The 25,830-nt window shown below is 74.2% G+C and carries 16 protein-coding genes and 1 riboswitch; of the genes, 10 read left to right on the top strand and 6 right to left on the bottom strand.

From position 1 onward, the window contains the following. Positions 1 to 133: 133 nt before the first annotated feature. Complete coding sequence (locus ACFV1W_RS08615; RefSeq protein ID WP_380414356.1) at positions 134 to 1,378, bottom strand: MalY/PatB family protein; 1,245 nt, start codon at positions 1,376 to 1,378, stop codon at positions 134 to 136. Beyond that, the gene (locus ACFV1W_RS08610; RefSeq protein ID WP_380414354.1) at positions 1,375 to 1,875 is read right to left on the bottom strand and encodes an SRPBCC family protein; all 501 of its coding nucleotides are present in this window, start codon (positions 1,873 to 1,875) and stop codon (positions 1,375 to 1,377) included. The genes ACFV1W_RS08615 and ACFV1W_RS08610 overlap by 4 nt, the downstream gene beginning before the upstream one ends. Positions 1,876 to 2,183: 308 nt before the next feature. On the opposite strand from ACFV1W_RS08610, the gene ACFV1W_RS08605 reads away from it, so the two are divergent. From ACFV1W_RS08605 to ACFV1W_RS08595, 3 genes are all read left to right on the top strand, one after another. After that, a complete protein-coding gene (locus ACFV1W_RS08605; RefSeq protein WP_380414352.1) occupies positions 2,184 to 2,990 on the top strand; it encodes an SAM-dependent methyltransferase in 807 nt (268 codons plus the stop codon). A 172-nt stretch (positions 2,991 to 3,162) separates the two neighbouring features. Then, positions 3,163 to 5,283 carry a putative bifunctional diguanylate cyclase/phosphodiesterase gene (locus ACFV1W_RS08600; protein ID WP_380414351.1) on the top strand — a complete coding sequence of 707 codons (2,121 nt, stop codon included), beginning with the start codon at positions 3,163 to 3,165 and terminating at the stop codon, positions 5,281 to 5,283. A 446-nt stretch (positions 5,284 to 5,729) separates the two neighbouring features. Continuing rightward, positions 5,730 to 8,981, top strand: coding sequence for a hypothetical protein (locus ACFV1W_RS08595; RefSeq protein WP_380414349.1), 3,252 nt, complete (start codon positions 5,730 to 5,732; stop codon positions 8,979 to 8,981). Between the two features lie 128 nt (positions 8,982 to 9,109). Here the strand turns inward: ACFV1W_RS08595 and ribA are convergent, their stop codons facing one another. Further along, entirely contained in the window at positions 9,110 to 9,793 is a 684-nt protein-coding gene (gene ribA, locus ACFV1W_RS08590) for a GTP cyclohydrolase II (protein WP_380414347.1), read from the bottom strand. 310 nt (positions 9,794 to 10,103) lie between these two features. Here ribA and gdhA point away from each other — a divergent pair, with 310 nt between their 5' ends. From gdhA to ACFV1W_RS08570, 4 genes are all read left to right on the top strand, one after another. Then, complete coding sequence (gene gdhA, locus ACFV1W_RS08585; protein WP_380414345.1) at positions 10,104 to 11,513, top strand: NADP-specific glutamate dehydrogenase; 1,410 nt, start codon at positions 10,104 to 10,106, stop codon at positions 11,511 to 11,513. Positions 11,514 to 11,631: 118 nt separating this feature from the next. Continuing rightward, on the top strand, positions 11,632 to 12,507 hold the full coding sequence (locus ACFV1W_RS08580; protein WP_380414343.1) for a GyrI-like domain-containing protein: 876 nt from the start codon (positions 11,632 to 11,634) through the stop codon (positions 12,505 to 12,507). Between the two features lie 219 nt (positions 12,508 to 12,726). Continuing rightward, the gene (locus ACFV1W_RS08575) at positions 12,727 to 13,635 is read left to right on the top strand and encodes an NADP-dependent oxidoreductase (RefSeq protein ID WP_380414341.1); all 909 of its coding nucleotides are present in this window, start codon (positions 12,727 to 12,729) and stop codon (positions 13,633 to 13,635) included. Positions 13,636 to 13,704: 69 nt separating this feature from the next. Next, positions 13,705 to 14,469, top strand: a complete 765-nt coding sequence (locus tag ACFV1W_RS08570; RefSeq protein ID WP_380414340.1) for a VOC family protein — start codon at positions 13,705 to 13,707, stop codon at positions 14,467 to 14,469. Positions 14,470 to 14,495: 26 nt separating this feature from the next. On the opposite strand, the gene lnt is transcribed toward ACFV1W_RS08570, so the two are convergent. Further along, a complete protein-coding gene (gene lnt / locus ACFV1W_RS08565; protein WP_380414338.1) occupies positions 14,496 to 16,088 on the bottom strand; it encodes an apolipoprotein N-acyltransferase in 1,593 nt (530 codons plus the stop codon). Between the two features lie 75 nt (positions 16,089 to 16,163). After that, entirely contained in the window at positions 16,164 to 19,778 is a 3,615-nt protein-coding gene (gene cobN / locus ACFV1W_RS08560; protein ID WP_380414336.1) for a cobaltochelatase subunit CobN, read from the bottom strand. A gap of 157 nt (positions 19,779 to 19,935) precedes the next feature. Next, positions 19,936 to 20,021, bottom strand: a riboswitch (cobalamin riboswitch). Between the two features lie 224 nt (positions 20,022 to 20,245). On the opposite strand from cobN, the gene ACFV1W_RS08555 reads away from it, so the two are divergent. The 3 genes from ACFV1W_RS08555 to ACFV1W_RS08545 are packed head-to-tail and all read left to right on the top strand — an operon-like array spanning position 20,246 to position 23,642. After that, on the top strand, positions 20,246 to 21,505 hold the full coding sequence (locus tag ACFV1W_RS08555) for a cobalamin biosynthesis protein CobG (protein WP_380414334.1): 1,260 nt from the start codon (positions 20,246 to 20,248) through the stop codon (positions 21,503 to 21,505). Beyond that, positions 21,502 to 22,128: a precorrin-8X methylmutase gene (locus tag ACFV1W_RS08550; protein ID WP_030281194.1), complete on the top strand. Its 627-nt coding sequence runs from the start codon at positions 21,502 to 21,504 to the stop codon at positions 22,126 to 22,128. Before ACFV1W_RS08555 ends, ACFV1W_RS08550 begins: the two co-directional genes overlap by 4 nt. Further along, positions 22,125 to 23,642 (top strand): precorrin-2 C(20)-methyltransferase, encoded by a 1,518-nt coding sequence (locus ACFV1W_RS08545; protein WP_380414332.1) that lies wholly within the window; start codon positions 22,125 to 22,127, stop codon positions 23,640 to 23,642. Before ACFV1W_RS08550 ends, ACFV1W_RS08545 begins: the two co-directional genes overlap by 4 nt. 184 nt (positions 23,643 to 23,826) lie before the next feature. Here ACFV1W_RS08545 and ACFV1W_RS08540 read toward each other — a convergent pair whose 3' ends face one another. Further along, a complete protein-coding gene (locus ACFV1W_RS08540; RefSeq protein WP_380414330.1) occupies positions 23,827 to 25,566 on the bottom strand; it encodes a TIGR03767 family metallophosphoesterase in 1,740 nt (579 codons plus the stop codon). Between the last annotated feature and the right edge of the window lie 264 nt (positions 25,567 to 25,830).

Raw genomic sequence — 25,830 nt, 5'->3', positions numbered from 1 at the left:
CCGGGCCGCTTCGCAAATATCGCGTGAATGTTCGTTCCGGCAGGTCAGGGACGTGGCAATCGGGTGAATCCGGGGGCGGAGGTGGTGCGGCGAGGAGCGCCGGGGGCGTGTTCGGAAGGGGCATGCGCCCCGGTCACAGCCGGTCCAGCCGCGCCAGGACGGTGTTCAGCACGGCGGTCGGCAGGGCGTAGTTGAGGCGCAGGCAGCCCGCGCCGCCCGGGCCGAACTCGGCGCCGTCGGAGGCCTCCAGCCCGCAGCGCGCCAGCAGCGCCGCGCGGGCGTCGGAGGGCGGCAGGCCGAGGGTGGCGGCGTCCAGCCAGAGCAGGTAGGAGGCGTGCGGGGTGGAGCGGACGGCGGGGCCGAGGCGATCGGTGAGCCGGGTGCGGGCGGCGGAGAGGTGGGCGAGCAGCGCGTCCAGCCAGGGGCCGCCCTCGGCCAGTGCGGCGCGCTGCACGGTCTGCTCCAGCAGGCCGCCCTCCCAGAGGCCGTAGCCGGCCAGGGTGCCGGTGAGGCGGGCGCGCAGGCCGGGGTCGGGGACGAGGGCGTAACTGCTGGGGATTCCCGAGCTGTTGAAGGTCTTGCCGACGGAGTTGAGGGTGACGACGCGGTGCCGCAGGGCAGGGTCGACGGTGGTGACGGCGACGGGGTGGACCCGGCCGGGGTGGGTGAGGTCGCCGTGCACCTCGTCCGAGACGAACAGGGCGTCCGCCTCGGCGGCCCGCTCGGCGAGGCCCCGCAGGTCGGCGGTCGGCCACACCGTGCCGGAGGGGTTGTGGGGGTTGCTCAGCAGCACGGCGGACGCGGGGCCGGGGAGCGGGCCGTGCGGGGCGCGGTAGCCGTCCGGGCGGAGACGCAGCGGCAGTTCGCGGTACGGGAGGCCGGCCGCGCGGCAGAGCTGGGCGAAGCCGCCCCACTCGGGGGCGGGGAAGAGGACGGGGGCCTGCGGGTGCGCGGTGTCCGTCCGTACGGTCTCCAGGAGGAGGCGCAGGGCGGTGCGCGGGCCGCAGGGGAGCAGCAGGACCCAGTCCGGGTCGACGTCGGCGCCGTGGCGGGCGCGGTACCAGGCGGCGACCAGGGTCCGTCCGGCCGGGTCGCAGACGGTGTAGCCGTAGGCGCGGTGGCGGGCACGCCGTTCCAGTGCCTCGGCGACGGCGGGCGGGCCGGGCAGATCCATGTCCGCCAGGCCCATCGGCACCACCCCGGGGGCGGCGGCCCGGGCCCACTTGCTGCTGCCGGTGCCGGTGCGGTCGAAGGGGGCGTCGAAGAAGAAGGAAGAGGGGGAGGAAGAGGAAGCGGGGGAGGGAGAACCGGGCGTGCGGCTGACAGCTGACAGATTTCGAAAGCTGTCAGCTGTTCGCTGAAAGTCGTCGGCTGTCATCTGTTCGCCGCCTCTCGTCCGTCGTCCGTCGGGTGCGCTCGGCCGCCGCCCGCCAGGTAGGCCCCCAGCCCTCGGCGCCCCCGGCGCATCATCACCGCGTGGTTGGCCCGGAACACGGGGTGCAGCGGCAGGGCGAGGCGCCGCAGCAGGGGCTTGCCGGGCCGGGTGTCCTCCTCGAACAGCACCCGGCAAGGTGCACCGCCCGGTCCGTCCGCCGTGACGGTGAACCGCGACCACCCGTCGAGGTCGCCCCGCATCGCCACCTCCAGCACCCCGGCCGCAGGGTCGCGCCGTCGCGTCTCCAGACCGATCACCAGCCGGTACGGCAGCAGTGCGCGGACCACCACCTCCCCGGCGTCCGGCCCGTCCTCCCGGGCCTCCCGGACCTCCGGCCACCAGAGGGGGTAGTTCCGGACGTCCTCCAGCGCCGCGTACACCGTCGGCGCGGGCGCGGCGAGCCGCCACACGCCCCGGAAGCGGTAGCGGTTGGGATCCACGGGCCCACCCTAGTCGGGCACCCGCCGCCCGAGGGCCGAACGAGCGCGAACGGTCGTGGAGGGTCGCGAACGGTCGCGAACGAGGGTCGAGCCGGCGCCCGTCGGCCGGATTCCGCCGATCCGTGCCCCTCGGCGGCGATCGAATGCCCGGTAAATTCGGGGCAAAGAGTGCAGATCCCGGGGAGGTCCACACTCCGCTTGCACCCGTTCGGGGTGCGGGGGAGGATCTGGCGTGCTTGTAGTCTCAGCAGTCACGGCAGCATCACCAGGCGCTGCACCCCCGGAACCGGAGTGAAGGAGTCACGGGCATGCGGCGACCGAGCTGGGTACCGGAAGGTACGGACCTGGACAAACCGAACGCCGCGCGGGTCTACGACTACTACCTCGGGGGCTCCCACAACTTCGAGGTCGATCGGGAGATGGCCCGCAAGGCGCTCGCCCTGTGGCCCGAGCTGCCCCAGATCATGCGCTCCAACCGGGCCTTCCTGCGCCGCGCCGTGACCTTCCTCGCCGAGCAGGGCATCACCCGTTTCCTGGACATCGGCTCCGGCATTCCCACCTTCGGCGCCGTGCACGAGATCGCCCGCGCGGTCCGCCCCAGGGCGAAGGTGGTCTACGTGGACCGCGACCCGGTGGCCGTCGCCCACAGCCGCCTGCTGCTGGAGGGCGACCCGGACAGCGCCGTCGTCCAGGCCGACCTGCGCGACGTCGAGGACCTGCTGGGCCGCCCCGAGGTGGCCGCGCTGCTGGCCGAGGGCGAGCCGGTCGCGGTCCTGCTGGTGGCCGTCGCCCACTTCGTCAGCGACGACGAGGACCCCTGGAAGCTGGTCGGCACGATTCGCGACCGGCTCCCGGCAGGCAGCGCGCTGGCCCTCTCGCACGCCTCCCTGGAGGCCCGACCGGACCAGGCCGAGGACCACCAGAAGCTCTACCGGATGACCCCGACCCCGCTGACCATGCGCACCAACGAGCAGGTCACCGCCATGTTCGCCGGCTTCCGGCTGGTCGAGCCCGGCGTGGTCCCGCTGCCGCGGTGGCGCCCGGACCAGCCGGGCACGGTCGGCGAGCACCCCGAGCGGATCGCCGGGGTGGCGGGCGTGGGGTTCCGCCCTTGAACGACCGCACCGGGCACGCAACCGACGGCCGTACGCACCACGGGACGGCCGCCGGGCGCCCGGCCCTGCGCACGACCCGGCGTGCGGCTCCGAGTACGGTCCGGCGCCCGGCCCTGCGTGGCACCGGGTCCGCGACGCCCGAACGCACCGGACGCAGAACCTGGGCGGCCGGATGAGCGGCGCGACCCCGGTGAACGGCGCCGCCGAGCGGTTCCACGAGGACTGGTCCCGGCTGCTCTCCGCCGACCACGGCATCGTCGTCCACCCCGGAGTGCTCGGTCGGCTTGTCGCGCGCACCGCCGCGCTGCTGCACCGCGCCCAGCTGGACGAGCCCTTCCAGCCCCGGCTGGCCGCCCAGGCCGGCGCCGAACTGGTCGACGCGCACTTCACCGACCCCGCCCTGCTCGCCCGTGCGGTCGAACTGCTGCAGTCCCAGCCGGTCGGCGACGACCGCGGCCCCGCCCTCACCGGTGCCTTCGCGGCCGGCTGGGCGAACGCCCTGCGCGAGCGCACGCTGAGCGAGCAGGAGGCCATCCGCACCGCCGCCGACGCCGCCCGCAAGGAGGCCGAACGCGCGCTGCGCGCCTCCGAGGCCAGGTTCCGCGCCCTGTTCGAGAGCGCCGCGATCGGCATCGGCATCGGCGACACCGACGGCAACATCCTGGCCGTCAACAAGGCCCTGCAGGAGCTGTTCGGCGCGGGCCCGGAGGACATGATCGGCCGTCGGGTCGGCGACCTCGTCCACCCCGAGGACACCCCGGGCGTCTGGGAGGCGTACGAGGAGCTGATCAGCGGCAAGCGGGAGTACTTCCAGTTCGACAAGCCGTACTACCGCCAGGACGGCGAGGTCATCTGGACCCACCTGACCGTCTCGCTGATCCGTGACGACGACGGCGTCCCGCAGTACCAGGTCGCGATGCTGGAGGACGTCACCGACCGCTACCGGCTCCAGGAGCGGCTGCGCCACCAGGCCACCCACGACCCGCTGACCGGCCTGCCCAACCGCGCAGCCTTCTTCGAACGGCTGGAGAAGCTGTTCGAGGCCCCGGAGCCGGGCGCCCGCTTCGGCCTGTGCTACGTCGACCTCGACGGCTTCAAGGTGGTCAACGACAGTCTCGGCCACGACATGGGCGACCAGCTGCTGTCCGCCGTCGCCGCCCGGCTGAAGGCGGCCCTCACCCCGCTCGGCCACCTGGTCGCCCGGCTCGGCGGCGACGAGTTCGTCGTCCTGCTGGAGAACTGCCGGGGCGAGCAGGAGGCGGTGGCCGCGGCCAAGACCGTGCTCAAGGCGCTGGCCGGGCCGGTGCTGATCGGCAACCACAAGCTCGCCGTCGGCGCGAGCGTCGGCGTGCTGGAGCGGCGGGTGTCCACCACCACCCCGGGCGCCGCCGTCCGGGCCGCCGACCTCACGCTGTACCGCGCCAAGGAGGCCGGCCGCGGCCGCTGGACGCTGTTCGACCCGAAGGAGAACGCCCGCGCGGTCAGCCGCTACGCGGTGTCGGTCCGGATGCCGGCCGCCCTGGACCGCGGCGAGTTCTTCATCGACTACCAGCCGCTCTACCGCCTCTCCGACGGCCGGATGGCCGCCGTGGAGGCGCTGGTGCGCTGGCGCCACCCGCAGCTCGGTGTGCTCGGCCCGGACGAGTTCGTCACAACCGCCGAGGAGACCGGTCTGATCATGCCGCTCGGCCGCTGGGTGCTGGAGCAGGCCTGTGGCCAGGCCGCGGAGTGGATCAAGCAGTACGGCGACGCCGCACCGCAGCTGAACGTCAACCTGGCGGTACGGCAGGCGCGCAGCGCCGCGCTGGTCAGCGACCTCGGCCGGATCCTGGACGGCACCGGCCTGGACCCGGCCCGGCTGCAGCTGGAGATCACCGAGTCGACCGTGGTCGGCCCGGAGGACGAGGCGCTGCGCACCCTGCACGGGCTGGTCGACCTCGGGGTGTCGCTGGCGGTGGACGACTTCGGCACCGGCTGGTCCAACCTCGCCTACCTGCGCGACCTGCCCGTCTCCGGGCTGAAGATCGCCGGCTCCTTCGTCGGCGACCTCCACGACCCGGCGAAGGACGGGGCCACCGGGTGGCGGATCGTCAGCGGCCTGGTTTCGATGGCGCACGCGCTCGGGCTGAACGTCACGGCCGAGGGCGTGGAGACCCGCAAGGACGCCGAGCGGCTGCGCGAGATGGGCTGCGACTGGGCGCAGGGCTGGCACTTCGGCCGCCCGGTGCGGCCCGCCGAGATCGCCCGCAGGATCGTCGAGGAGCCGAAGGGGCGCCCGGTCGAGGAGGGGTGATCCCGGGCCCGTTCCCGGCCGTCACCACCTGCCCCTTTCGGGCCTCCCTCTCCTCGTTCCGGTCCGGCAACCGTTCTGGAAGCGTTGCGGAAACCGCCCTGCGTGCCTGCCCGGTATGCGGGATGATGGCGCGTCAGAATCACCACCCGGCGCCGGTGCGCCCGTGGCCACGGCCCTCGCACCGGCCCGGGGCAGGGGGAGGGGGCGCCGCCATGGGCGCAACGCAGGACGCCGGGCCGGCCGGGGAGGACCGACGCCAGGGAACGCCGGGGGAGCCGCCGCGGACCAGGGTGGACTGGGGGTCACGGGAACGGGGCTCGCGGTTCCGGGGGCCGTGGGACGGGCGGCGCGGTGCGCGGGCCGGTACGCGGGCGGATGCGGACCGACCCTCCCGGCTCGGCGCCCGGCAGACCGCCGCGGTGGACCCGGAGGCCGCGACCCGGCGGATGCCCGGACCCCGCCACGACCCGGAGGCCGCGACCAGGGTCCGGCCCGGCGCCCCGGGCCGGTTCGACCCGGAGGCCGACACCGAGATGGTGCGGCCCCGAGCTGCCCAGGGCCCGTCCTGGCAGGACAACATCGGCCCCGGGCCCAGCCCGAACGGCAGTCCCGGGCCCGGGCCGAAGGGCGCTTCCGGGCCCGGGCCGAACGGCGGTCCCGGGCTCAGTCGGAACGGCGCTTCCGGGCCCGTCGGCACCGCCGCCCCGGACGGAGGCCTCGCGGCGCAGGGCGGGTCCGCCGCGCACGGCGACCCGTCCGAAGACGGCTTCCCCGACGCCCTGCGTACCCGCTTCACCCCCCTCGGCAAGGCGGGCGCCGGCGCCGAGGGCACCGTCTGGTACGTCCGGCGCACCGACGGCGGCGCCGACGCCGCGGTCAAGGTGTCCGTCGTCGGCCAGCCGATGGACCACGAGCTGCTCGCCCACCTGCGCAACGACGGCTTCCGGCGGCACGTCCCGCACCTGATCGACTTCGGCCGGGTCCGCCACCACGGCGCGCTGGTCGACTGGGTGGCGATGGAGTACCTGCCGGTCACCCTCTCCGCTTATTTCGCCGGGCTGCGCCGCAGCGGTGGGCACGCTGACCCGCGGACTGTCGAGGCGATCGTCTACGAGCTGGTCTCGCTGCTGGAGTTCTGGCAGCGGCGGATCCAGCGCAACCCGCTGGACTTCAAGCCCGCCAACATCCTGGTCCGGCCCGGCCGCGGCCCCGGGGAGTTCGTGATCGCCGACTTCGGCGGCGTCGACCGGCTCACCGACAGCCGCCGCTTCACCTCCGCGATGATGGTCACCGTCGCCTACATGGCCCCCGAGCAACTGGCCGGCAAGAACCACGAGGCCGGGCCCTGGTGGGGCCTCGGCAACGTGCTGTACGAGCTGTTCGTCGGCCGCCCCCGGTTCGTCGGCGCGGACGGCGAGCGGGCCGCCGACCACGACCTGGAGCTGGAACTGGTCATGGGCGAGGAGGTGGACCTCACCGCCGTCACCGATCCGCGTCAACTACTGCTCCTGCAGGGCCTGTTCACCAAGAAGCCGGAGGACCGCTGGACCGCCCCGGAGGTCCGCAGCTGGCTGGCCGGCGGCAGCCCGGAGGTGGTCCGGCGCCGCCCGCGGGCGCGCCGGCCGATCACCTTCCTCGGCGACCCGTTCACCGACCCGGTCCGGCTCACCGAGGTGCTGCTGCGCAATTCAGGCGCTGCCGCGCGCTGGCTCGCCGCGGTCGGGGCGGAGCGGCTGCGCGACTGGCTGCGCGACGAGGTCAAGGACTCCGTGTTCGACCTGCACTACCTCACCGACGTGGTCCGCGCGCCCGGCTCCCGGCGGGAGGCAGTGGCCGCCGTCGCCGTGCTCGCCCTCGGCGCGGCCTACGCGCCCTCCGCCGTCCCGCACTACCGCGACCGGCCGATCGACCCGGCCGGGCTGGAGCGCATCGCCACCGAACCGGACGGCGCCGCCTTCGTCGACGAACTGGTCCGCGGTGGCGCCCCGGCCGTCGCCGCCCGCTACGACTGCTTCCACCCCGAGTGCTCCGGCGAGCACTGCTCGCGGCTGCTCGCCCTCGCGGCGCTCCCGGAGGTGCTCGCCGAGGTGGAGCGCACGGCCCGCACGGTCGGCGGCGGACGCCGAGGCGACGGCGGACTCAGCCCCGAGGAGCGGGAGGAGGCGCACCGGCTGGCGGTCTGGCTGAGCATCCGCCCGGAGGAGCGGTACCGGCTGCTCGGCCGCCTCTCCCCGCTGCCCGCCGCACTGCACCGACTGCCGCTGCCCGTACGGGTGTCGGAGCTCGCCGCGGTGGTCGCGGCGGCGGTCGTGGACGGGGCGCTGACGGCGGGTGCCGGGGTGCGTAGGGCGGTGCGCTCGGCGGCCCGGCGTCCGGCGCCCGGTCCGGAGGCGGCCACCCCGCGGGGCGTGGTGCGGCGCCGCTGGTCGGCGTTGCGGCGGCGGGCGGTCGGGGCCGACCGGGGGCAGGTCGCGGGGCGGGCGGCGATGGTGGCCGCGGAGGCGCTGAGACGGCGCGGCCGCGGGCGGGTCGAGCGGCCCGAGCGGGAGACGGGCGTGCTGCGGGAGGGGCGGGCCCGGGTCGGGCGGGCGGCCCGGCTGTGGCGGGAGCGGCGTCAACGGCCGCCGGTGGACTGGGCGGGCCGGCTGCGGCTCTGGTGGCCGTACGCCCGCACGATGGTGCCGCGCCGGGTGGCGGCGGTCGCACTGCTGGTGGTGGGCCTGGGGCTGCTGCTGTGGGCGGGGGCGGTACTGCGCCTCCCGGTCGAGGCCGGTCACCGGCTCGACCTCTCGCCGGACCTGTTCGGCGGCCCGCTGCACTCCGCCGGGAAGCGCGCGGCGGAGCAGGTGGTCGGCAAACTGGGCGCGGCCTTCGTGGCGGCCGCCGTACTCGCGTTCTTCCCGGCTCGGGTCGGCTTCGGTACGGCCCTGCTGACCGGCGTGGGCGCCCTCACGATCGGCTACCTGCGGCTCGGACCACCTATGACAGCGGTGGAGGCGCCGCAGCCGGTGGCTGAGCGGGTGGTCATGTTCGAGGGCGGGATGGGGAGTTGGGCCGGGATCGTCGCGGTGATCGCGGTCGTGGTGGCCTTCGTGCTGATCGAGCGGGCCTGCGACCGGCTGCTCAAACCCGCGCAGCAGGCGCGTCGGCAGGTCCGGGAGGGCTGGCGGGACCTCGACCGGCGCTCCGCGCGGGCGGCGGGGCGGCCGCTGCCGGAGGCGGCCGCCTCCGGGGCGTGGAGGACGGGCCGGGCGGGGACGCGGGACCGGCTCCGGTTCGCGCTCGGCAGCACCGGGGTGCTGGTGCTGCTGCTCTGGGCGGCCGTGGAGGTGCGGCTCGCGGCCACCGGGGCGCACCGGATGCCGGACTCCTGGGGGACCGGCCAGACCGGCGCGTCCTACCAGGCGGGGTTCGTCATTCTGCTGGCGGCGGTGTCGCTGCTGAGCACCCTCGGAACGCCGGTCACAGCGCGGGTGCTGTTCGTCGTCTGGATCCTCGGGACGCTGTTCCTGGGGGCGTGGCCCGGGGCGCTGGGGCCGGTGGAGGCCCTGCGGATCCCGGTGTTCGAGGGAGTGTTCGACGCGGTCGCGAACTGGTGGGGGCACGGAGCCTTCTGGGCCGCGCTGCTGGTGGCGCTGCCGCTGGCGGCGCACGGAGTGCTGTGGACGGTGCGGGGCGGGCGGCCGGCCGGCAGGTGACGGGTGACAGCCGGCGGATGACGGCTGACGGATGACTGATGTCAGCGAACAGACGACAGATTTCGAAAGCTGTCATCCGTTCGCTGACATCTGTTCGCCGTGCTCCGTCCGCCGGCGGCCGGCAGTGGTCAGCCGACCAGTCGGGAGAGCTCGATCGAGTGCCCGGTCCGCTCCACCTTCGCGGTCAGGTACCGGACGTTGCTCGCCGACAGGTGGACGCCGGTCGGCACCCGCCGCCGCACGGTGACGCCGAGTCCGGCCAACTGCGCGGCCTTGTCCGGGTTGTTGCTCAGCAGGTCGATGCCGCGCGTGCCGCCCGTGCCGTCGATGCCGCCCGTGCCGTCGGTCCCGCCCGTGCCGCCGATCCCGAGTGCGGCGAGCATCTGGGCGGCCGCGGTGTAGTCCCGGCCGTCCTCGGGGAGGCCGAGCGCGGTGTTGGCGTCGTACGTGTCCAGGCCGGAGTCCTGCAGGGCGTAGGCGTCGAGCTTGTTGTACAGCCCGATGCCCCGGCCCTCCTGCCGCAGGTAGAGCAGGTAGCCGCCGGCCTTGCTGATCAGCTCCACCGACTCGCGCAGCTGCGGACCGCAGTCGCAGCGGTCCGAGCCGAAGACGTCGCCGGTCAGGCACTCGGAGTGCAGCCGCACCAGCGGCGTCCCGCCGTCAGGCACCGTGCCGAGGGCCATCGCCAGGTGCTCGGCGCCGTCGGCGAGGCCGTGGAAGGTGAAGACCTCCGCCTCTGCGCGGTAGCCGTCGGGGAAGGTCAGCGGGATGCGCACACGCGAGCGCACCGTGGCGGAGCCGGGCTGCGGCATGGGTGGGCCTCCGTCGATCGGGGTGGACCGGGGTGGATCGGTGGGATCCGGATGGATCGGCTGTTGACCGTACTAGGTCGTTCCAATTTGAACAACTGGATGCGGACGGTGCCCGGCTCGACACCGGAGGCGCAAAACGCCCCACCCGCCCCGTCTGTCCCCACCCGCCCCGTCTGTTCCCGCCCGCGGCGGTCCACCATGTGGAAGGGGTGGGAGCCGAGACTGTGGGCACTGCGAGACTTCCTCCCGTTTCCTGGGCACGGGAACGCCTCGCGCACGACCACCGACGACCACGGAAGGTCCTGATCAGATGCCGACGAGTCGCGTCACCACCCCCTCCGCCTCCTCCGCCCCCGGCCCGCGGTCCCGCTTCGACGCCGAGCAGCGCGCGATCGAGGCGCTCTACGCGGACGTGGTCCGCCGCAACAAGGGCGAGGAGGAGTTCCACCAGGCCGTCCACGAGGTGCTGGAGACCCTCTCCCCGGTGCTCGCCCACCGCCCCGAACTCCTCGACGCCCGGCTCGTCGAGCGGATCTGCGAACCCGAGCGGCAGCTGATGTTCCGGGTGCCGTGGACCGACGACTCCGGGGACATCCACGTCAACCGCGGCTTCCGGGTGGAGTTCAGCAGCGCCCTCGGCCCGTACAAGGGCGGCCTGCGCTTCCACCCCTCGGTGAACCTCGGCATCATCAAGTTCCTCGGCTTCGAGCAGATCTTCAAGAACGCCCTCACCGGGCTGGCGATCGGTGGCGGCAAGGGCGGCTCCGACTTCGACCCCAAGGGCCGTTCGGACGCGGAGATCATGCGGTTCTGCCAGTCCTTCATGACCGAGCTGTACCGCCACCTCGGCGAGCACACCGACGTCCCGGCCGGTGACATCGGCGTCGGCGGCCGCGAGATCGGCTACCTCTTCGGCCAGTACAAGCGGATCACCAACCGCTACGAGGCCGGCGTGCTCACCGGCAAGGGCCTCGGCTGGGGCGGCGCGCAGGTCCGCACCGAGGCCACCGGTTACGGCTGCGTCCTGTTCACCGCCGAGATGCTGCGCAGCCGGGGTGACGACCTGGACGGGCGCCGGGTGGTCGTCTCCGGCTCCGGCAACGTGGCCGTGTACGCGATCGAGAAGGCCCAGCAGCTCGGCGCGACGGTGCTGACCTGCTCCGACTCGTCCGGCTACGTGGTCGACGAGAAGGGCATCGACCTCGACCTGCTCAAGGAGGTCAAGGAGGTCCGGCGCGGCCGGGTCTCCGACTACGCCGAACTGCGCGGCAGCCACGTGCGGTTCGTCGAGGGCCCGGGCGTGTGGAGCGTGCCCTGCGAGGTCGCGCTGCCCTGCGCCACCCAGAACGAGCTGACCGAGGCCGACGCGCTCGCCCTGGTCCGGAACGGGGTGCTCGCCGTCGCCGAGGGAGCGAACATGCCCACCACCCCCGAGGCCGTGCGGGTCCTCCAGGAGGCCGGGGTCGCCTTCGGTCCCGGCAAGGCGGCCAACGCGGGCGGCGTCGCGACCAGCGCGCTGGAGATGCAGCAGAACGCCTCGCGCGACTCCTGGTCCTTCGAGCGCACCGAGGAGCGGCTGGCCGGGATCATGAAGCACATCCACGACTCCTGCTTCACCACCGCCGAGCGCTACGGGCACCCGGGCGACTACATGGTGGGCGCGAACATCGCGGGCTTCGAACTGGTCGCGGACGCGATGCTGGCCCAGGGCCTGGTCTGAGCCCTCTCGCCCTGCCGGTCGCCCGGCGACCGGCACCCGACCGCACCGGGCACCGATCGTCGGGTACGGCAAGGTGGGTCCTTCCTACAGTGATCATCAAGGGAAGGGCGGGATCGGCGTGCTGGAGCACCTGAACCGGGCGATGGAGGACATCGAACGGAACCTGGAGCGGGAGATCGACGTGGCCGAGCTGGCTCGGACCGCGATGACGTCGGAGTACCACTTCAGGCGGCTGTTCTCGATGCTCGCCGGGATGCCGCTGTCGGAGTACGTCCGACGTCGGCGGCTGACCGTTGCCGGGGCCGAAGTGCTCGACGGCGGTCGGACGTTGCTCGACATCGCGGTCCGGTACGGCTACACCTCGGGAGAGGCGTTCGCCCGGGCGTTCCGGTCGATGCACGGGGTGGGGCCCGGGGAGGCCCGGCGCGACGGAGCGGTCCTCGTCTCCCAGCCCCGGATGTCCTTCCGACTCATCGTGGAGGGAAGCAGCAGCATGGAGTACCGGATCATCGAGAGGCCGGCCTTCCGGATCGTCGGCCGGAAGGCCCGGGTTCCGCTGATCTACCTGGGGGTCAACCCGCACATCGCCGAGTTCGTCAAGGGGCTCGGTGCGGAGACCGTCGAGCGGATCACGGCCCTGAGCGGCAAGGACCCGCTCGGCATCGTGTCGGTGACCGACGACTTCTCGCCCAATCGGGAGGAGGGGTCCGAACTCGACTACTGGCACGCGGTGGTGGCGCGGGAGGACGCGGTCGTCCCGGACGACCTGGACGTCCTGCACGTCCCGGCCGGGATGTGGGCGGTGTTCACCAACACCGGGCCGTTCCCCCAGGCGCTGCAGGAGATGTGGGGGGACACCTACAGCCAGTGGTTCCCGTCCAACCCGTACGAGACCCGGCCGGGCCCGGAGATCCTGCGGACCCGCTTCGTTCCCGGGACGGGCGACGCGCTGGCCGACCTCTGGATGCCGGTGACACGGGCCGTGCGCGGCTGACGGTCGACGGCCGTCGGGCGCCGGGGCGCCGGGGCGCCGGGTTCCGGCAAACAGATGACAGCGGACAGCTGACAGATTTCGAAATCTGTCAGCTGTCCGCTGTCAATCGTTCGCCCACCCCCGTTCGGCCCACCAGCGCCCGCCCCCACCCCGCCGCGCCCCGCATGCTGGGGCGGGGGGCAGGGGCCGCAGGCCGTTACCCGAGGAGTGGGATCACCGATGGCCAAGGCATTCGGCTTCGTCGACTACGGCGGAGCGGAAACGCAGGAGTTCCTCGACCGTCCGGTGCTCACCCCCGGTCCCGGCCAGCTGGCGATCACGGTCCGGGCCGCCGGGGTGAACCCGGTCGACTGGAAGATCCGCCGGGGGCGCCTCGGTCGGGAGCGTGAACTGCCCTCCGTCATGGGCCAGGAGGCGGCCGGGGTGGTGCAGCAGGTCGGCCCCGGGGTCGCCGGGTTCACCCCGGGCGACGAGGTGTTCGGCCTCGCCGCCGCCGGGGGCTTCGCCGAACAGACCCTGCTGCGTGCCGAGTTGAGCGCCCTCAAGCCCGAGGCCGTCGGCTTCGACCGGGCCGCCGTGCTCGGCGTCTCGGTCGCCACCGCGGACGACGCCCTGCGCCAACTCGCCCTCGGCACCGGGCGGGTGCTGCTGGTCCTCGGCATCGCCGGCGGGGTCGGCAGCGCCGCCGCCCAGCTCGCCCGCGGTCGGGGCCTGACCGTGCTCGGCACCGCGAGCGACGCCAACCGCTCGTTCGTGGAGTCCCTCGGCGCCACCCCGGTCCGCTACGGCGACGGCGTCGCCGAGAGGGTCGCCGAGGCCGCCCCCGACGGCGTCGACGCCATCCTCGACCTGGTCGGCGGAGACGCCCTGCGCGCCGTGGCCGCCGTCCGTACCGACCGCACCGAGCTGGTCAGCACCGCCGACCCCGCCACCGCCGCCGAACTCGGCGGCAAGCCCGTCGCCCGCTCGACCACCTCCAAGAGCCTCGCCGCACTCGCCGCCCTGGTCGCCGCCGGCGACCTCGACCCGCACATCACCGGCCGTTACCCGCTCGACCGCGCGGCCGAGGCGATCGCCGCGGTCGAGTCCGGGCACGTACGCGGCAAGGTCGTCGTCGAAGTCGCCTGACCACCGGAGACCTTGACCAAGCATCAGCAACTCCCGTCCCAGTACCCCGAGAGAGCCAGAGCCAGAACCATGAAGCAGACCGCCGTCACCACCAACGCCCCCTGCTGGGTCGAGCTGGGCACCGACGACCCGCCCGCCGCCCGGACCTTCTACACCGAACTGTTCGGCTGGCGCCCCGACAGCGGCGCCCGTCCCGAAGCCGAGGGCTACACCCAGATGCTCGTCGGCGGCGCCCCGGCCGCCGCCATCACTCCGCGGTACGCGCCGCAGCAGCCGACGGCCTGGACGGTCGCCTTCGCGGTCGCCGACGCCGAACTCATCGCGTCCAAGGTCAAGGCGGCCGGCGGCAAGGTCCTCAAGGAGCCCACCGACGTGCTCGACCACGGCCGCTTCTCGGTGTCCGCCGACCCGTCCGGCGCGGTCTTCATCCTCTGGCAGGCCCGCGCCTTCAAGGGCGCCGGGGTGTTCAACGAGCCCGGCTCGCTGGGCTGGGTGGAACTGGCCACCCGGGACACGGACGGCGCGCGGGCCTTCTACCCCCGGGTCTTCGGCTGGTCCGTCGCGCCGTCCGAGCACTACACCCAGTGGGGCCTGGACGGCCAGGGCTTCGGCGGGATGGTCGACATGGAGGACCGGTTCCCGCCCCAGGCGCCGCCGCACTGGCTGCCGTACTTCTCGGTCGCCGACGCCGACAACACCGTCAACCGGGCGGTCGCCATGGGCGGGGACGTGCTGGTGCCCGCCGTCTCCATGCCGGGCGGCCGCCGGACCGCCGTGCTGCGCGACCCCCAGGGCGCCGCGTTCGGCATCTACCGCGACGCCACCGAAGGCTGAGCGGGAGCGGTAGGGCCTGTCCAGCCCTAGACGGAGGGCTGAGCGCCGGCCCCGGCCGCCCGCCGGGCGGCGGCGCGCGAGCGCCGGGCGGACACCGCCGCGCCCGCCGTGACCAGCAGGGCGCCCATCGGCACCACGTCGCCGATCCGGTCGTACCAGGTCACCGTCCCGGGCGCGGTCAGCGGCAGGCGTACGGTCAGCGCGCCGGTGCCGTCGGTGCCCAGCCGGGCGAGCTCCCGGCCCTGGGCGTCGAAGGCCGCGGAGACGCCGGTCAGTGAGGCCTGCACGGCCGGGCGCCCGGTCTCGGCAGCACGGATCGCCGCCAGCGAGACGTGCTGCTCGGGCGCCCAGGTGCGCTGGAAGGTCGAGGTCGACGACTGGTAGACCAGCACCCGGGCGCCGTCCCGGGCCGCCGTGCGCGCCATGTCCGGGAAGGCCGACTCGAAGCAGATCAGCGCGCCGACCGGCAGCGGCCGGCCCGAGCGGTCGGTGGCGGGCAGCACGTGGAAGGCGGTGCCGGGCGCCCGGTTCTCGCCCGCCGCGCGGCTGACCCCGGCGATCCAGCCGAGCACCGGCCGCAGCGGGATGTACTCGCCGAAGGGCACCAGCCTGATCTTGCGGTAGCGGTCCACGACCCCGGCCGGGGAGACCAGCACCGCGTCCTTGGAGATCCGCCCGTCGGCCTTGCGGGCGTCCTCCCCGGCCATCACCTCGGCGCCCGTGGTGGCGGCGAGCCGACGCAGTCCCTCCAGCGCGGCCGGATCGCGGTCCAGGTCGGCGGTGGTGCTGCTCTCGCCCCACACCACCAGGTCCACTGGTTCCCCGACCAGGGCGGCGGTGTCCCGCGCACCGGCCTCGAACCGGGCCTGCGGGTCCTCGACGATGCCGGGCTGGACCAGCGCCACCGTCAACGTCCCGGCCCCCGCCGGCGCAGGGCGCAGCGCGAACAGCAGCGGACCGGCGGCCAGCACGAGGACGGTCACCAGCGCGGCGGCTGCCCGGGGCCGCCAGTGCACCGCCGTCAGCGCGATCAGCGCCCCGGTGTTCGCCGCCGCCACCGCCGCGCTGACCAGCCAGACGCCGCCCGCCGAGGCCAGTCCGAGGATCGCCGGGTGCTGCCACTGGGTGGCGCCGAGCAGCGCCCACGGCCCGCCGAGCGCGTGCCAGGAGCGCGCGTACTCGGTGGACACCCACACCGCCGGGACCACCAGCAGCGCGAGCAGCGCCCGACGGGTGGTCAGCGGGGGGTGCAGCAGGCGGTGCACCGCGCACCCGACCACGGCCTGCAGCGCCCCGAACAGGACCGCGAGCACCGGCAGCGCGGGCCCGATCGACGGCACCAGCCAGTACATCCCGGTCAGGATGAACCCGGCCCCGAACCACCACCCGCGCACCGCCGCCTCCCGACCCGACGGTGCCCGCTGCATCAGCAGCAGCCCCGGGACCAGCGCGACCCAGGCCAGCCACGCCTGCCCCGGCGCAGGGAAGGCCACCACCGGCACGGCCCCGGCCGCCAGCGCCCCGAGCCGCGCCCGGTACCGGTGCGGCGCGCGCGGCAGCCGTTCCTCGGCGGGGGTCGTGCTCGGGGCTGGGCTGGCGGGAGCGGTGCGGCGCGACATGCCCCGTATTGTCCGCTCGGGTGGCGGCCGGTGCCAGACGGCGTCGCGCGGGATTGACACCGGCCCGCCGGAGGGTCAGCCCTCGTCGCCCTCCAGGTCGCCCTCGGTCTCCAGGAACGCGGCCTGCAGCTGCTCGATCAGCTCCGGGTCCGGCCGCTCCCACAGCCCGCGGCTCGCCGCCTCCAGCAGTCGCTCGCTGATCCCGTGCAGTGCCCACGGGTTGGCGCCCGCCAGGAACTCGCGGTTGACCGGGTCGAGGACGTACTCCTCGGTCAGCTTCTCGTACATCCAGTCCGCGACCACGCCCGTCGTGGCGTCGTAGCCGAACAGGTAGTCGACCGTCGCGGCCATCTCGAAGGCGCCCTTGTAGCCGTGGCGGCGCATCGCCTCGATCCAGCGCGGGTTGACCACCCGGGCGCGGAAGACGCGGGCGGCCTCCTCGGTCAGGGTGCGGGTGCGGACCGTCTCCGGGCGGGTCGAGTCGCCGATGTAGGCGGTCGGGGCCTTGCCGGTGAGGGCGCGGACGGTGGCCACCATGCCGCCGTGGTACTGGAAGTAGTCGTCCGAGTCGGCGATGTCGTGCTCGCGGGTGTCGGTGTTCTTCGCGGCGACGGTGATCCGCTTGTACGCGGTCTCCATCTCCTCGCGCGCCGGGCGGCCGTCCAGCCCGCGGCCGTACGCGTAGCCGCCCCAGACGGTGTAGACCTCGGCGAGGTCGGCGTCGGTGCGCCAGTCCCGGCTGTCGATCAGCTGGAGCAGGCCGGCGCCGTAGGTGCCCGGGCGGGAGCCGAAGACACGGACGGTGGCCTTGCGCTCGTCGCCGTGCACCGCGAGGTCGGCCTGCACGTGTGCCCGGACGTAGTTCGACTCGGGGTCCTCGTCCTGGGCGGCGGCCAGGCGCACCGCGTCGTCCAGCAGGGCGACCACGTGCGGGAAGGCGTCCCGGAAGAAGCCCGAGATGCGCAGCGTGACGTCGATGCGCGGGCGGCCGAGTTCGTCCAGCGGGATCGGCTCCAGGCCGGTGACCCGGCGCGAGGCGTCGTCCCAGACCGGGCGGACGCCGAGCAGGGCGAAGGCCTCGGCGATGTCGTCGCCGGCGGTGCGCATCGCGCTGGTGCCCCAGAGCGAGAGCCCGACCGAGGGCGGGTAGGCGCCGTCGTTGTCGGCCCGGTAGCGGTCGACCAGCGAGCTCGCCAGCGCCTGGCCGGTCTCCCAGGCGAGCTTGCTCGGGACGGCCTTCGGGTCGACGGAGTAGAAGTTGCGGCCGGTCGGCAGCACGTTGACCAGGCCGCGCAGCGGGGAGCCGGACGGGCCGGCCGGGACGAAGCCGCCCTGGAGCGCGTGCAGCACGGCGTCCAGTTCGTCGGTGGTGGCGGCCAGCCGCGGCACCACCTGGGTGGCGGCGAAGCTCAGCACCTCGCCGACCGCCTCCGGGAGCCCAGCGGCGACCTTCTCCACCGCCTCGGGCGCCCAGTCCTCCGCCTCCATCGCCTCGACCAGCGCGCGGGCCCGGGCCTCGGCCGCGTCGGTGGCGCCCAGGGTGAGGGCCGCCTCGTCCAGGCCGAGCGCCTCGCGCAGGCCGGGCAGCGCGCTGACGCCGCCCCAGATCTGCCGGGCGCGCAGGATGGCGAGCACGAGGTTGACCCGGTCGGTGCCGACCGGGGCCTGGCCGAGGACGTGCAGGCCGTCGCGGATCTGGGCGTCCTTGACCTCGCACAGCCAGCCGTCGACGTGCAGCAGGAAGTCGTCGAAGCCGTCGTCCTCGGGGCGCTCGTCCAGGCCGAGGTCGTGGTCCAGCTTGGCGGCCTGGATCAGGGTCCAGATCTGGGCGCGGATCGCGGGCAGCTTGGCCGGGTCCATCGCGGCGATGTTGGAGTGCTCGTCGAGCAACTGCTCCAGGCGTGCGATGTCGCCGTAGGAGTCGGCCCGGGCCATCGGCGGCACGAGGTGGTCGACCAGCGTGGCGTGGGCGCGGCGCTTGGCCTGGGTGCCCTCGCCCGGGTCGTTGACCAGGAAGGGGTAGATCAGCGGGAGGTCGCCGAGGACGGCGTCCGGGCCGCATTCGGCGGACAGCGCGGCGGTCTTGCCGGGCAGCCACTCCAGGTTGCCGTGCTTGCCGAGGTGGATGACGGCGTGGGCGCCGAAGCCGCCGTCCTCCTGGGCGGCCTCGATCCAGCGGTAGGCGGCCAGGTAGTGGTGGCTCGGCGGCAGGTCGGGGTCGTGGTAGATGGCGACCGGGTTCTCGCCGAAGCCGCGCGGCGGCTGGATGAGCACCAGCAGGTTCCCGGAGCGGATCGCGGCGAGCACGATGTCGCCGTCCGGGTTCTGCGAGCGGTCGACGTACAGCTCGCCGGGGGCCGGGCCCCAGTGCTCCTCGACCCGGTCGCGCAGGCCCTGGGGGAGCGTGGCGTACCAGCGGCGGTAGTCGGCGGCGGGGATGCGGACCGGGTTGCGGGCCAGCTGGTCCTCGGTGAGCCAGTCCTGGTCGTACCCGCCGGCCGCGATCAGGGCATGGATGATCGCGTCGCCTTCATGACCTTCCTCGGTGCTGTCGTCCAGGCCGGGCAGGTCGCTCCCGAGGTCCATGCCCTCCTCGCGCAGCCGGTGCAGCAGCCGGACGGCGCTGGCCGGGGTGTCCAGGCCGACGGCGTTGCCGACCCGGGCGTGCTTGGTCGGGTAGGCGGACAACACCAGGGCGAGGCGGCGCTCGGCGGCCGGGACGTGGCGCAGCCGGGCGTGGCGAACGGCGGTGCCGGCGACGCGGGCGGCGCGCTCCGGGTCGGCGGCGTAGACGGTCAGGCCGTCCTCGTCCAGCTCCTTGAAGGAGAACGGCACGGTGATCAGGCGGCCGTCGAACTCCGGCACCGCGACCTGGGTGGCGGTGTCCAGCGGGGACAGGCCGTCGTCGCTGGCCTCCCACTGGGCGCGCGACCAGGTGAGGCAGAGGGCCTGGAGGATCGGACGGTCGAGGGCGGCCAGCGCACCGGCGTCCCAGGCCTCCTCGTCCCCGCCGGCCTGGGCGTCGGCCGGGCGGGTGCCGCCGGCGGCGAGCACGGTGGTGACGATCGCGTCGGCGGCGCCGAGCTCGGCCAGCAGCTCGGGTTCGGCGCCGCGCAGCGAGGCGCAGTAGTAGGCCCGGGCGCGGGCGCCCTGGTCCTCGACGGCCCGGCAGAGCGTCTCCACGAAAGCGGTGTTGCCGCTCATGTGGTGGGCCCGGTAGTAGAGCACGGCGACGGTCGGGCCGTCGGTCGTGCGGGCTTCGCGCTCCAGCGGGCCCCAGGCGGGGGCGGAGGCGGGCGGGGCGAAGCCGTGGCCGGTCAGCAGCACGGTGTCGGAGAGGAAGGCGCCCAGCTCGGCCAGGTTGGCCGCGCCGCCGTGGGCGAGGTAGGCGTGCGCCTCGGCGGCGATGCCGGCCGGGACGGTGGACAGTTCCATGAGCTGGGCGTCGGGGGCCTGCTCACCGGTCAGCACCACCACCGGGCGGGGGCCGGCCAGCAGCGCGTCCAGGCCCTCCTGCCAGGCGCGGCGCCCGCCGAGCAGACGGACCACGACCAGCTCGGTGCCCTCCAGCAGCGCGGGCAGGTCCTCGGGGGTCAGCCGGGCCGGGTTGCCGAGCCGGTACGGGACCGGGCCCGTCGAGGCGCGGGCACTGAGCAGGTCGGTGTCGGACGTCGACAGCAGCAGGATCATGCGAAGGCCCTCCCGGCCTCGTCGGTGGCCAGGATGGCCGCAGTGGTGGCCGGGGCGGCCGCGGTGGCGGCCGCGGGAACGCGCGCGGGCATGCGACAGCGCTGGTGCATTTCTGCCTTCCTCGGGGTCCGCGCCCCGGGCCGGTGGAGGACGGCGGGAGTTCCTGGCTCCCGCGGCCGACCGGCTTCCCGGTGAACCGCGGTCACAGTGGCGGGACCGCACCGGGCTTGCACCGGTTTCCTCCCCTGCGCCGTCGCTGGCGTGGACGGCCCGCTGGGGACCGCCCGCCTGCATCGTACGGGGTGCGGCTGACCTGGGGGAGAGCCAGCTTCGCCTCGCCCGGCGCAGGGCCCGGCGCACGCCCGGGCGCACGGCGCTCACGGGGGCCGGGCGGTGGGCCGGGCGTGCTGCCGGGTGTGACGCAGCGGACGGAGGCAAGCGATCGGATCATCTGTATGCTCGCCGCCATGCCACCGACACCCGACGCCACCGCGCCGGGCGCCGCCGTGCCCGACCGGGGGCGCGCGGACGCCTGCCCCGGGGCCCTTCGCCTGCACACTGCCGACGACGGAGGCCTCGCCCGGGTCCGGCTGCCCGGCGGGCTGCTGACGAACCGTCAGGCACTCGCCCTGGCCGAGGCTTCACAGGCCCTGGGCGACGGGGAGTTGGAGACCACCTCGCGCGGCAACGTCCAACTCCGGGGCCTGGCCCCGGACTGCGGGACCGAACTCGCCGAGCGCCTGCGCGCCGTCGGGCTGCTGCCCTCGGACACCCACGAGCGGGTGCGCAACATCGTCGCCTCGCCACTGGCGGGGCTGGACGCCCTCGGCAACGCCGATGTGCAGGCCTGGGTACGGGAACTGGACGCGCGGCTGTGCGCGAGCGAGTGGGCGGCCGGACTCTCCGGCAAGTTCCTGTTCGCGCTGGACGACGGGCGGGGCGACGTCGCCGCGCTCGACGCCGATGTGACATTGATCGCAGCTCCGGGCGGAGCCGCCCTGCTGCGCCTCGGGCGGGCCGACCAGGGGCACCCGGTGGAGGCCGGGCAGGAGGTGGCGGCCGCGCTGGACGCGGCCCGCGCCTTCCTGGACGCGCTGCGCCGCGGCGGCCGCAGGGCCTGGCACCTGCGCGAGGTTCCCGAGCTGCTGCCGGCGGGCTCCGTGCCGCTGCCGCCCGCCTGCACCCCGTCCGCCGTCGCCGCCCCGGTGGGCGCGCTGCCCGGCGGCCTCTCGGTGGGCATGCGCTTCGGGCGGGCGAGCGCCGCCCAGTGGCGCGCGCTGGTCGCGGCCTCGGCGGGTGAACTGCGGCTGACCCCCTGGCGCGGTGCGGTGCTGCCCGGCGCGCCGGCCGACCGGCTGCCCGCGTTGGCGGCGGCCGGGTTCCGCACCGGGCAGGGCTCCGCCTGGGAACGGGCCACGGCCTGCACCGGGCTGCCGGGCTGCGCCAAGTCGCTGGCCGACGTACGGTCCGACGCGGCCCGGGCGCTGGACACGGGTGCGAGGGCCGGGAGCGGGGAGGATGCGGGGACGGGCGGGCTGCCCGTCCACTGGTCCGGCTGTGAACGGCGCTGCGGCCACCCGGCCGGGCGGTGGGTGGACGTGCTCGCCACGGGGCACGGCTACCGGGTGACGGTGAACGGGCCGACCACGACCGCGGGCGGACCCGTGGACGTGAGGAACGAGGAGATGGCCGAGGCGGTCGCCGAGGCCAGGAGGACCACGAAGTGATCGAGTACGAGAAGGACGGCGCGTCCATCTACCGCCAGTCCTTTGCCACCATCCGTGCGGAGGCCGATCTGGCCGCCCTCCCGGCGGACGTCTCCCAGGTCGCGGTGCGGATGATCCACGCCTGCGGGATGACCGACCTGGTCGAGGACCTGGTGTACTCGCCCGGCGTGGTCGCCTCGGCGCGCGCGGCGCTGCACGCCGGTGCGCCCATCCTCTGCGACGTCAACATGGTCGCGAGCGGGGTGACCCGCAAGCGGCTGCCCGCTGACAACGAGGTGATCTGCACCCTCACCGACCCGTCGGTGCCCGAACTCGCCCGCGCGATGGGCAACACCCGCAGTGCGGCGGCCATGGAGCTGTGGCTGCCCCGGCTGGAGGGCGCGGTGGTCGCCGTCGGCAACGCGCCGACCTCGCTGTTCCGGCTGCTGGAGATGATCGAGGCGGGCGCGCCGCGCCCGGCCGCGGTGATCGGTGTACCGGTCGGCTTCATCGGCGCCGCCGAGTCCAAGCAGGCCCTGGCCGAACACCCCTCCGGCCTGGAGCACCTGGTGGTGCGCGGCCGGCGCGGCGGCAGCGCGATCGCCGCCGCCGCCATCAACGCGATTGCGAGCGAGGAAGAGTGACGGATCGTCAGAACACCATCGGCCGACTGTACGGTGTTGGACTCGGCCCCGGTGACCCGTCGCTGGTGACCGTCCGCGCGGCCGAACTCATCGGCAAGGCCGACGTGGTGGCCTACCACAGCGCCCGGCACGGCCGGTCCATCGCCCGCTCGATCGCCGAAAGCTATCTGACGGATGGTCAGATCGAGGAGAAGCTGGTCTACCCGCTCACCGTCGAGAGCACCGACCACCCCGGCGGCTACCGGGGCGCGCTGGACGAGTTCTACGAGGAGGCCGCCGCGCGGCTGGCCGCCCACCTGGACGCCGGGCGCGACGTCGTCGTCCTAGCCGAGGGCGACCCGCTGTTCTACGGCTCCTACCAGCACATGCACAAGCGGCTCGCGCACCGCTACCCGACCGAGGTGGTGCCCGGCGTGACCTCGGTCAGTGCGGCGGCGGCCCGGCTCGGACAGCCGCTGACCGAGGCGGAGGAGACGCTCACCGTCATCCCGGGCACCCTGCCCGAGGAGGAGCTGACCGCGCGGATCGCCTCCGCCGACTCCGCCGTGATCATGAAACTGGGGCGCACCTTCCCGGCCGTCCGGCGCGCGCTGGAGCGGGCGGGGCGACTGGACGACGCCCAGTACGTCGAGCGCGCCTTCATGGACGGGGAGCGCATCGCGCCGCTCGCCGAGGTCGACGGGGAGAGCGTCCCGTACTTCTCGGTGGCGGTGCTGCCGAGCAAGGTCGCCCCGCTGGAGCCGGCCGTACGGCTCGCCGACGGCGTGGGCAGCGTGACCGTGGTGGGCACCGGGCCGGCCGGGCCGCTCTGGCTGACCCCCGAGGCGCGCGGCGCGCTGGCCGAGGCCACCGACCTGGTCGGCTACACCACCTACCTGGACCGGGTGCCGGAGCGGCCGGGTCAGCGTCGGCACGGCTCCGACAACAAGGTGGAGTCGGAGCGCGCCGAGTTCGCCCTGGACCTCGCCCGGCGCGGGCACCGGGTCTGCGTGGTGTCCTCGGGCGACCCGGGCGTCTTCGCGATGGCCACCGCCGTGCTGGAGGTCGCCTGCGAGCCGGACTACCGGGACGTCCCGGTGCGGATCGTCCCCGGGATGACCGCCGCCCACGCGGCCGCCTCCCGGGCGGGCGCGCCGCTGGGGCACGACTACGCGGTGGTCTCGCTCTCGGACCGGCTCAAGCCGTGGGACGTGGTGGCCAAGCGGCTGCGCGCCGCGGCCGAGGCGGACCTGGTGCTCGCGCTGTACAACCCGGGCTCGAAGTCCCGCACCACCCAGGTCGGCCTGGCCCGGGACCTGTTGCTGGAGCACCGGGTCCCGGAGACCCCGGTGGTGATGGCCCGCGACGTCGGCGGGCCGACCGAGCGGATCCGGACCGTCCGGCTGGGCGAGCTGGACCCGGCGCTGGTCGACATGCGGACCATCCTGCTGATCGGCTCCTCACAGACCCAGGCGGTCGAGCGGAGCGGCGGCGTGGAGGTCGTCTGGACGCCCCGGCGGTACCCGGAAGCGTGACGGCGCACGAATGACAGATGACAGCTGACAGATTTCATCATCTGTCAGCTGTCATCTGTCTTCTGTTCGCCGTTACCTGTCGACTGTTACCTGTCGGCCGTCACGTCCGTGCCCCGCGCCCGGCCTGCGCCCGCGCTTCGCGCCCGCCCGCCGCACCTTCGCGCCCACCTTCGCGCCGTGCCCGTCACCGGGTCGGCTTGGTGATCAGCAGCTCGGTGTTGTGGTCCTCCCCGGCTCCCAGCAGCGCCGAGACCCGCCCGTTCGGGTCGTTGTACGACAGCTCGCGGTACAGCGCCGCCAGGTTGGCGTCCGTGGTGCTGCCGAAGTCCGTCGTGTACGGCGCGGAGGACTCGATCAGCGTGGTGAACAGCGACAGCGTTCCGTCCCCGTTGTCCGCGATCTCGATGATGCGGCCGTGCTGCGGGTAGTCGATGTGCGAGGCGGTGTTGATCTCCCAGAACGCCCGCTCCGGCACCGCGTGCCCGTGCGCCGTGATCTTGTTCATGTGGGTGTGCCCGTTCACCCAGGCGACCACGTTCGGGTAGCGCTGCAGCAGCGCGACCAGCTCGTTGCCGTCGTGCCGCTTCTCGAAGACGTTGCGCGGGTCCGGCAGCAGGTTGCCCATCGAGCCGCTGGTGTGGTGGCTGAAGACCAGGATCACGTCGTCGGTGCTGCCGCCCGTGACCCGGTTCCCGTTGGTGTCGTACCAGTGCCCGCTGTGGTCCTTCAACTGCTGCTCCAGCCAGCGCAGTTGCGCGGTGCCGAGCGAACCGTCGGCGAACCCGGCCTGGTTGGTGGTGTCCAGGCTGATGCCGACGACCTTCTCCGAGATCCGGAAGGTGTAGTAGAGCTTGCCACTGCCCACCATGTCCGAGGTGAAGCCGTGCCCGAACGGACCGGCGCCGGTGACGGCCGGGTTGAGGTGGGCCTTGGCGAACTCCTTGAGCGTGAACGGGTGCCGGCGCTCGTCCGGGGTCACCCGGCGCACCGCCTCGCCGTTCGCGAGCAGCTTGGCGAGCAGCAGCACGGCGCCCGCCGGGTCGCGGCGCAGCGAGTCCATCAGCTGGGCGGCGGTCGCGTCGTCGCAGCCCTCCAGCTTGAGCCCGCCCGTGTAGAGGTCGTTCAGCAGCCCGAAGTCCGGCAGCGAGCCCTCGATGCTGTCGTCGTGGTTGCCGACGGTGGTGTACCAGGGGGTCTTCAGGCCCGGCGCGTCGAAGGGCCGGCCGGCCGCGGCCAGGAAGCCGGGGACCTGCGGGAAGCCCTTCGTCTTGTAGACGTCGTTGAAGGCGATCTCGGGGTTCCAGAAGGCCGAGTTGCCGGAGTTCTGCACGCCCTCGTAGCGGGTCGGGTCACCGGTGTTCTGAGCCATCCGCCCACCGCCCATGACGGTGAGGTACCAGTCGAGCTCGGCCAGCTCGTGGTTGTCGGTGTTGTCACCCGTGGCCATCACCATGCTGAACGGCATCCCGGTGTACGGGCCGCCGGACAGCGAGTTGACCCGCTCGACGAGCGCCGAGACGCCCCGCGCGTTCAGGGCCTCCTGCGGCCGGTAGGCGCTGTCGTTGTACTTGGCCAGGAACTCGAAGCGCACCGGGGACTCGGTGTCCACCAGGTGCAGGTCGCTGAACTGGACGAAGCTGGCCAGCCCGGTGCGGCGGTCGTCCCGCCCGGAGCCCGGCGCCGCGAGCTCCCCGCGCACCACCAGCGGCCACCCCGGCCCGGCCGTCAGCCGCTTGTAGGCGCCGCTCCCGGACGGCGTCGCCACCTGCTCCAGGGTCGTCCCGGAGACGTCGACCGCCCGCGCGGCCGTGGTCGCCAGTGCCTGGTCCCGCCCGGCGGCCGAGGCGAACTGCGCACCGCCCAGCGACAAGGCCGACCAGGCGGCGGCCACCGACGTACCGGTGATGAACGTACGTCGCTTCATGCCTGCCACAAAAACCCCCACATGCTGTCGGTCCGGCCGGGAAGAAGCGTCCCGCCCACCGGACCTGAGTGTCATGAACCCGCTTCTGGCGGACCGCCAGATTACCCATGGGTAGCCGCCGGGTGTTAGGTCCGGGTGGAGAACTCTTCGGGAACGCGGACCGGCGCGCCGCTGCCCCGGCCCCCGACGGTGGATCCGGCCGCCACCCCGGTCGGGGCGGAGCCGGACGGATGGGGGAAAATCGGCGGCGACGGCCGGTGCGGC

The organism is Kitasatospora sp. NPDC059648 (genome assembly GCF_042734825.1).
In the GTDB taxonomy this organism is placed as follows: Bacteria; Actinomycetota; Actinomycetes; order Streptomycetales; family Streptomycetaceae; genus Kitasatospora.
Note: the sequence above shows the minus strand (reverse complement) of the source record. Positions and strands in the feature narration are given on the sequence as shown.

Coding starts and splice junctions, on each gene's coding strand:
- ribA (WP_380414347.1), bottom strand. CDS start 9,793: ATGCCGCAGCCCGGCTCCGCCACGGTGCGCTCGCGTGTGCGCATCCCG.
- ACFV1W_RS08615 (WP_380414356.1), bottom strand. CDS start 1,378: ATGACAGCCGACGACTTTCAGCGAACAGCTGACAGCTTTCGAAATCTG.
- cobN (WP_380414336.1), bottom strand. CDS start 19,778: ATGATCCTGCTGCTGTCGACGTCCGACACCGACCTGCTCAGTGCCCGC.
- ACFV1W_RS08555 (WP_380414334.1), top strand. CDS start 20,246: ATGCCACCGACACCCGACGCCACCGCGCCGGGCGCCGCCGTGCCCGAC.
- gdhA (WP_380414345.1), top strand. CDS start 10,104: ATGCCGACGAGTCGCGTCACCACCCCCTCCGCCTCCTCCGCCCCCGGC.
- lnt (WP_380414338.1), bottom strand. CDS start 16,088: ATGTCGCGCCGCACCGCTCCCGCCAGCCCAGCCCCGAGCACGACCCCC.
- ACFV1W_RS08540 (WP_380414330.1), bottom strand. CDS start 25,566: ATGAAGCGACGTACGTTCATCACCGGTACGTCGGTGGCCGCCGCCTGG.
- ACFV1W_RS08595 (WP_380414349.1), top strand. CDS start 5,730: ATGCCCGGACCCCGCCACGACCCGGAGGCCGCGACCAGGGTCCGGCCC.
- ACFV1W_RS08600 (WP_380414351.1), top strand. CDS start 3,163: ATGAGCGGCGCGACCCCGGTGAACGGCGCCGCCGAGCGGTTCCACGAG.
- ACFV1W_RS08605 (WP_380414352.1), top strand. CDS start 2,184: ATGCGGCGACCGAGCTGGGTACCGGAAGGTACGGACCTGGACAAACCG.
- ACFV1W_RS08570 (WP_380414340.1), top strand. CDS start 13,705: ATGAAGCAGACCGCCGTCACCACCAACGCCCCCTGCTGGGTCGAGCTG.
- ACFV1W_RS08575 (WP_380414341.1), top strand. CDS start 12,727: ATGGCCAAGGCATTCGGCTTCGTCGACTACGGCGGAGCGGAAACGCAG.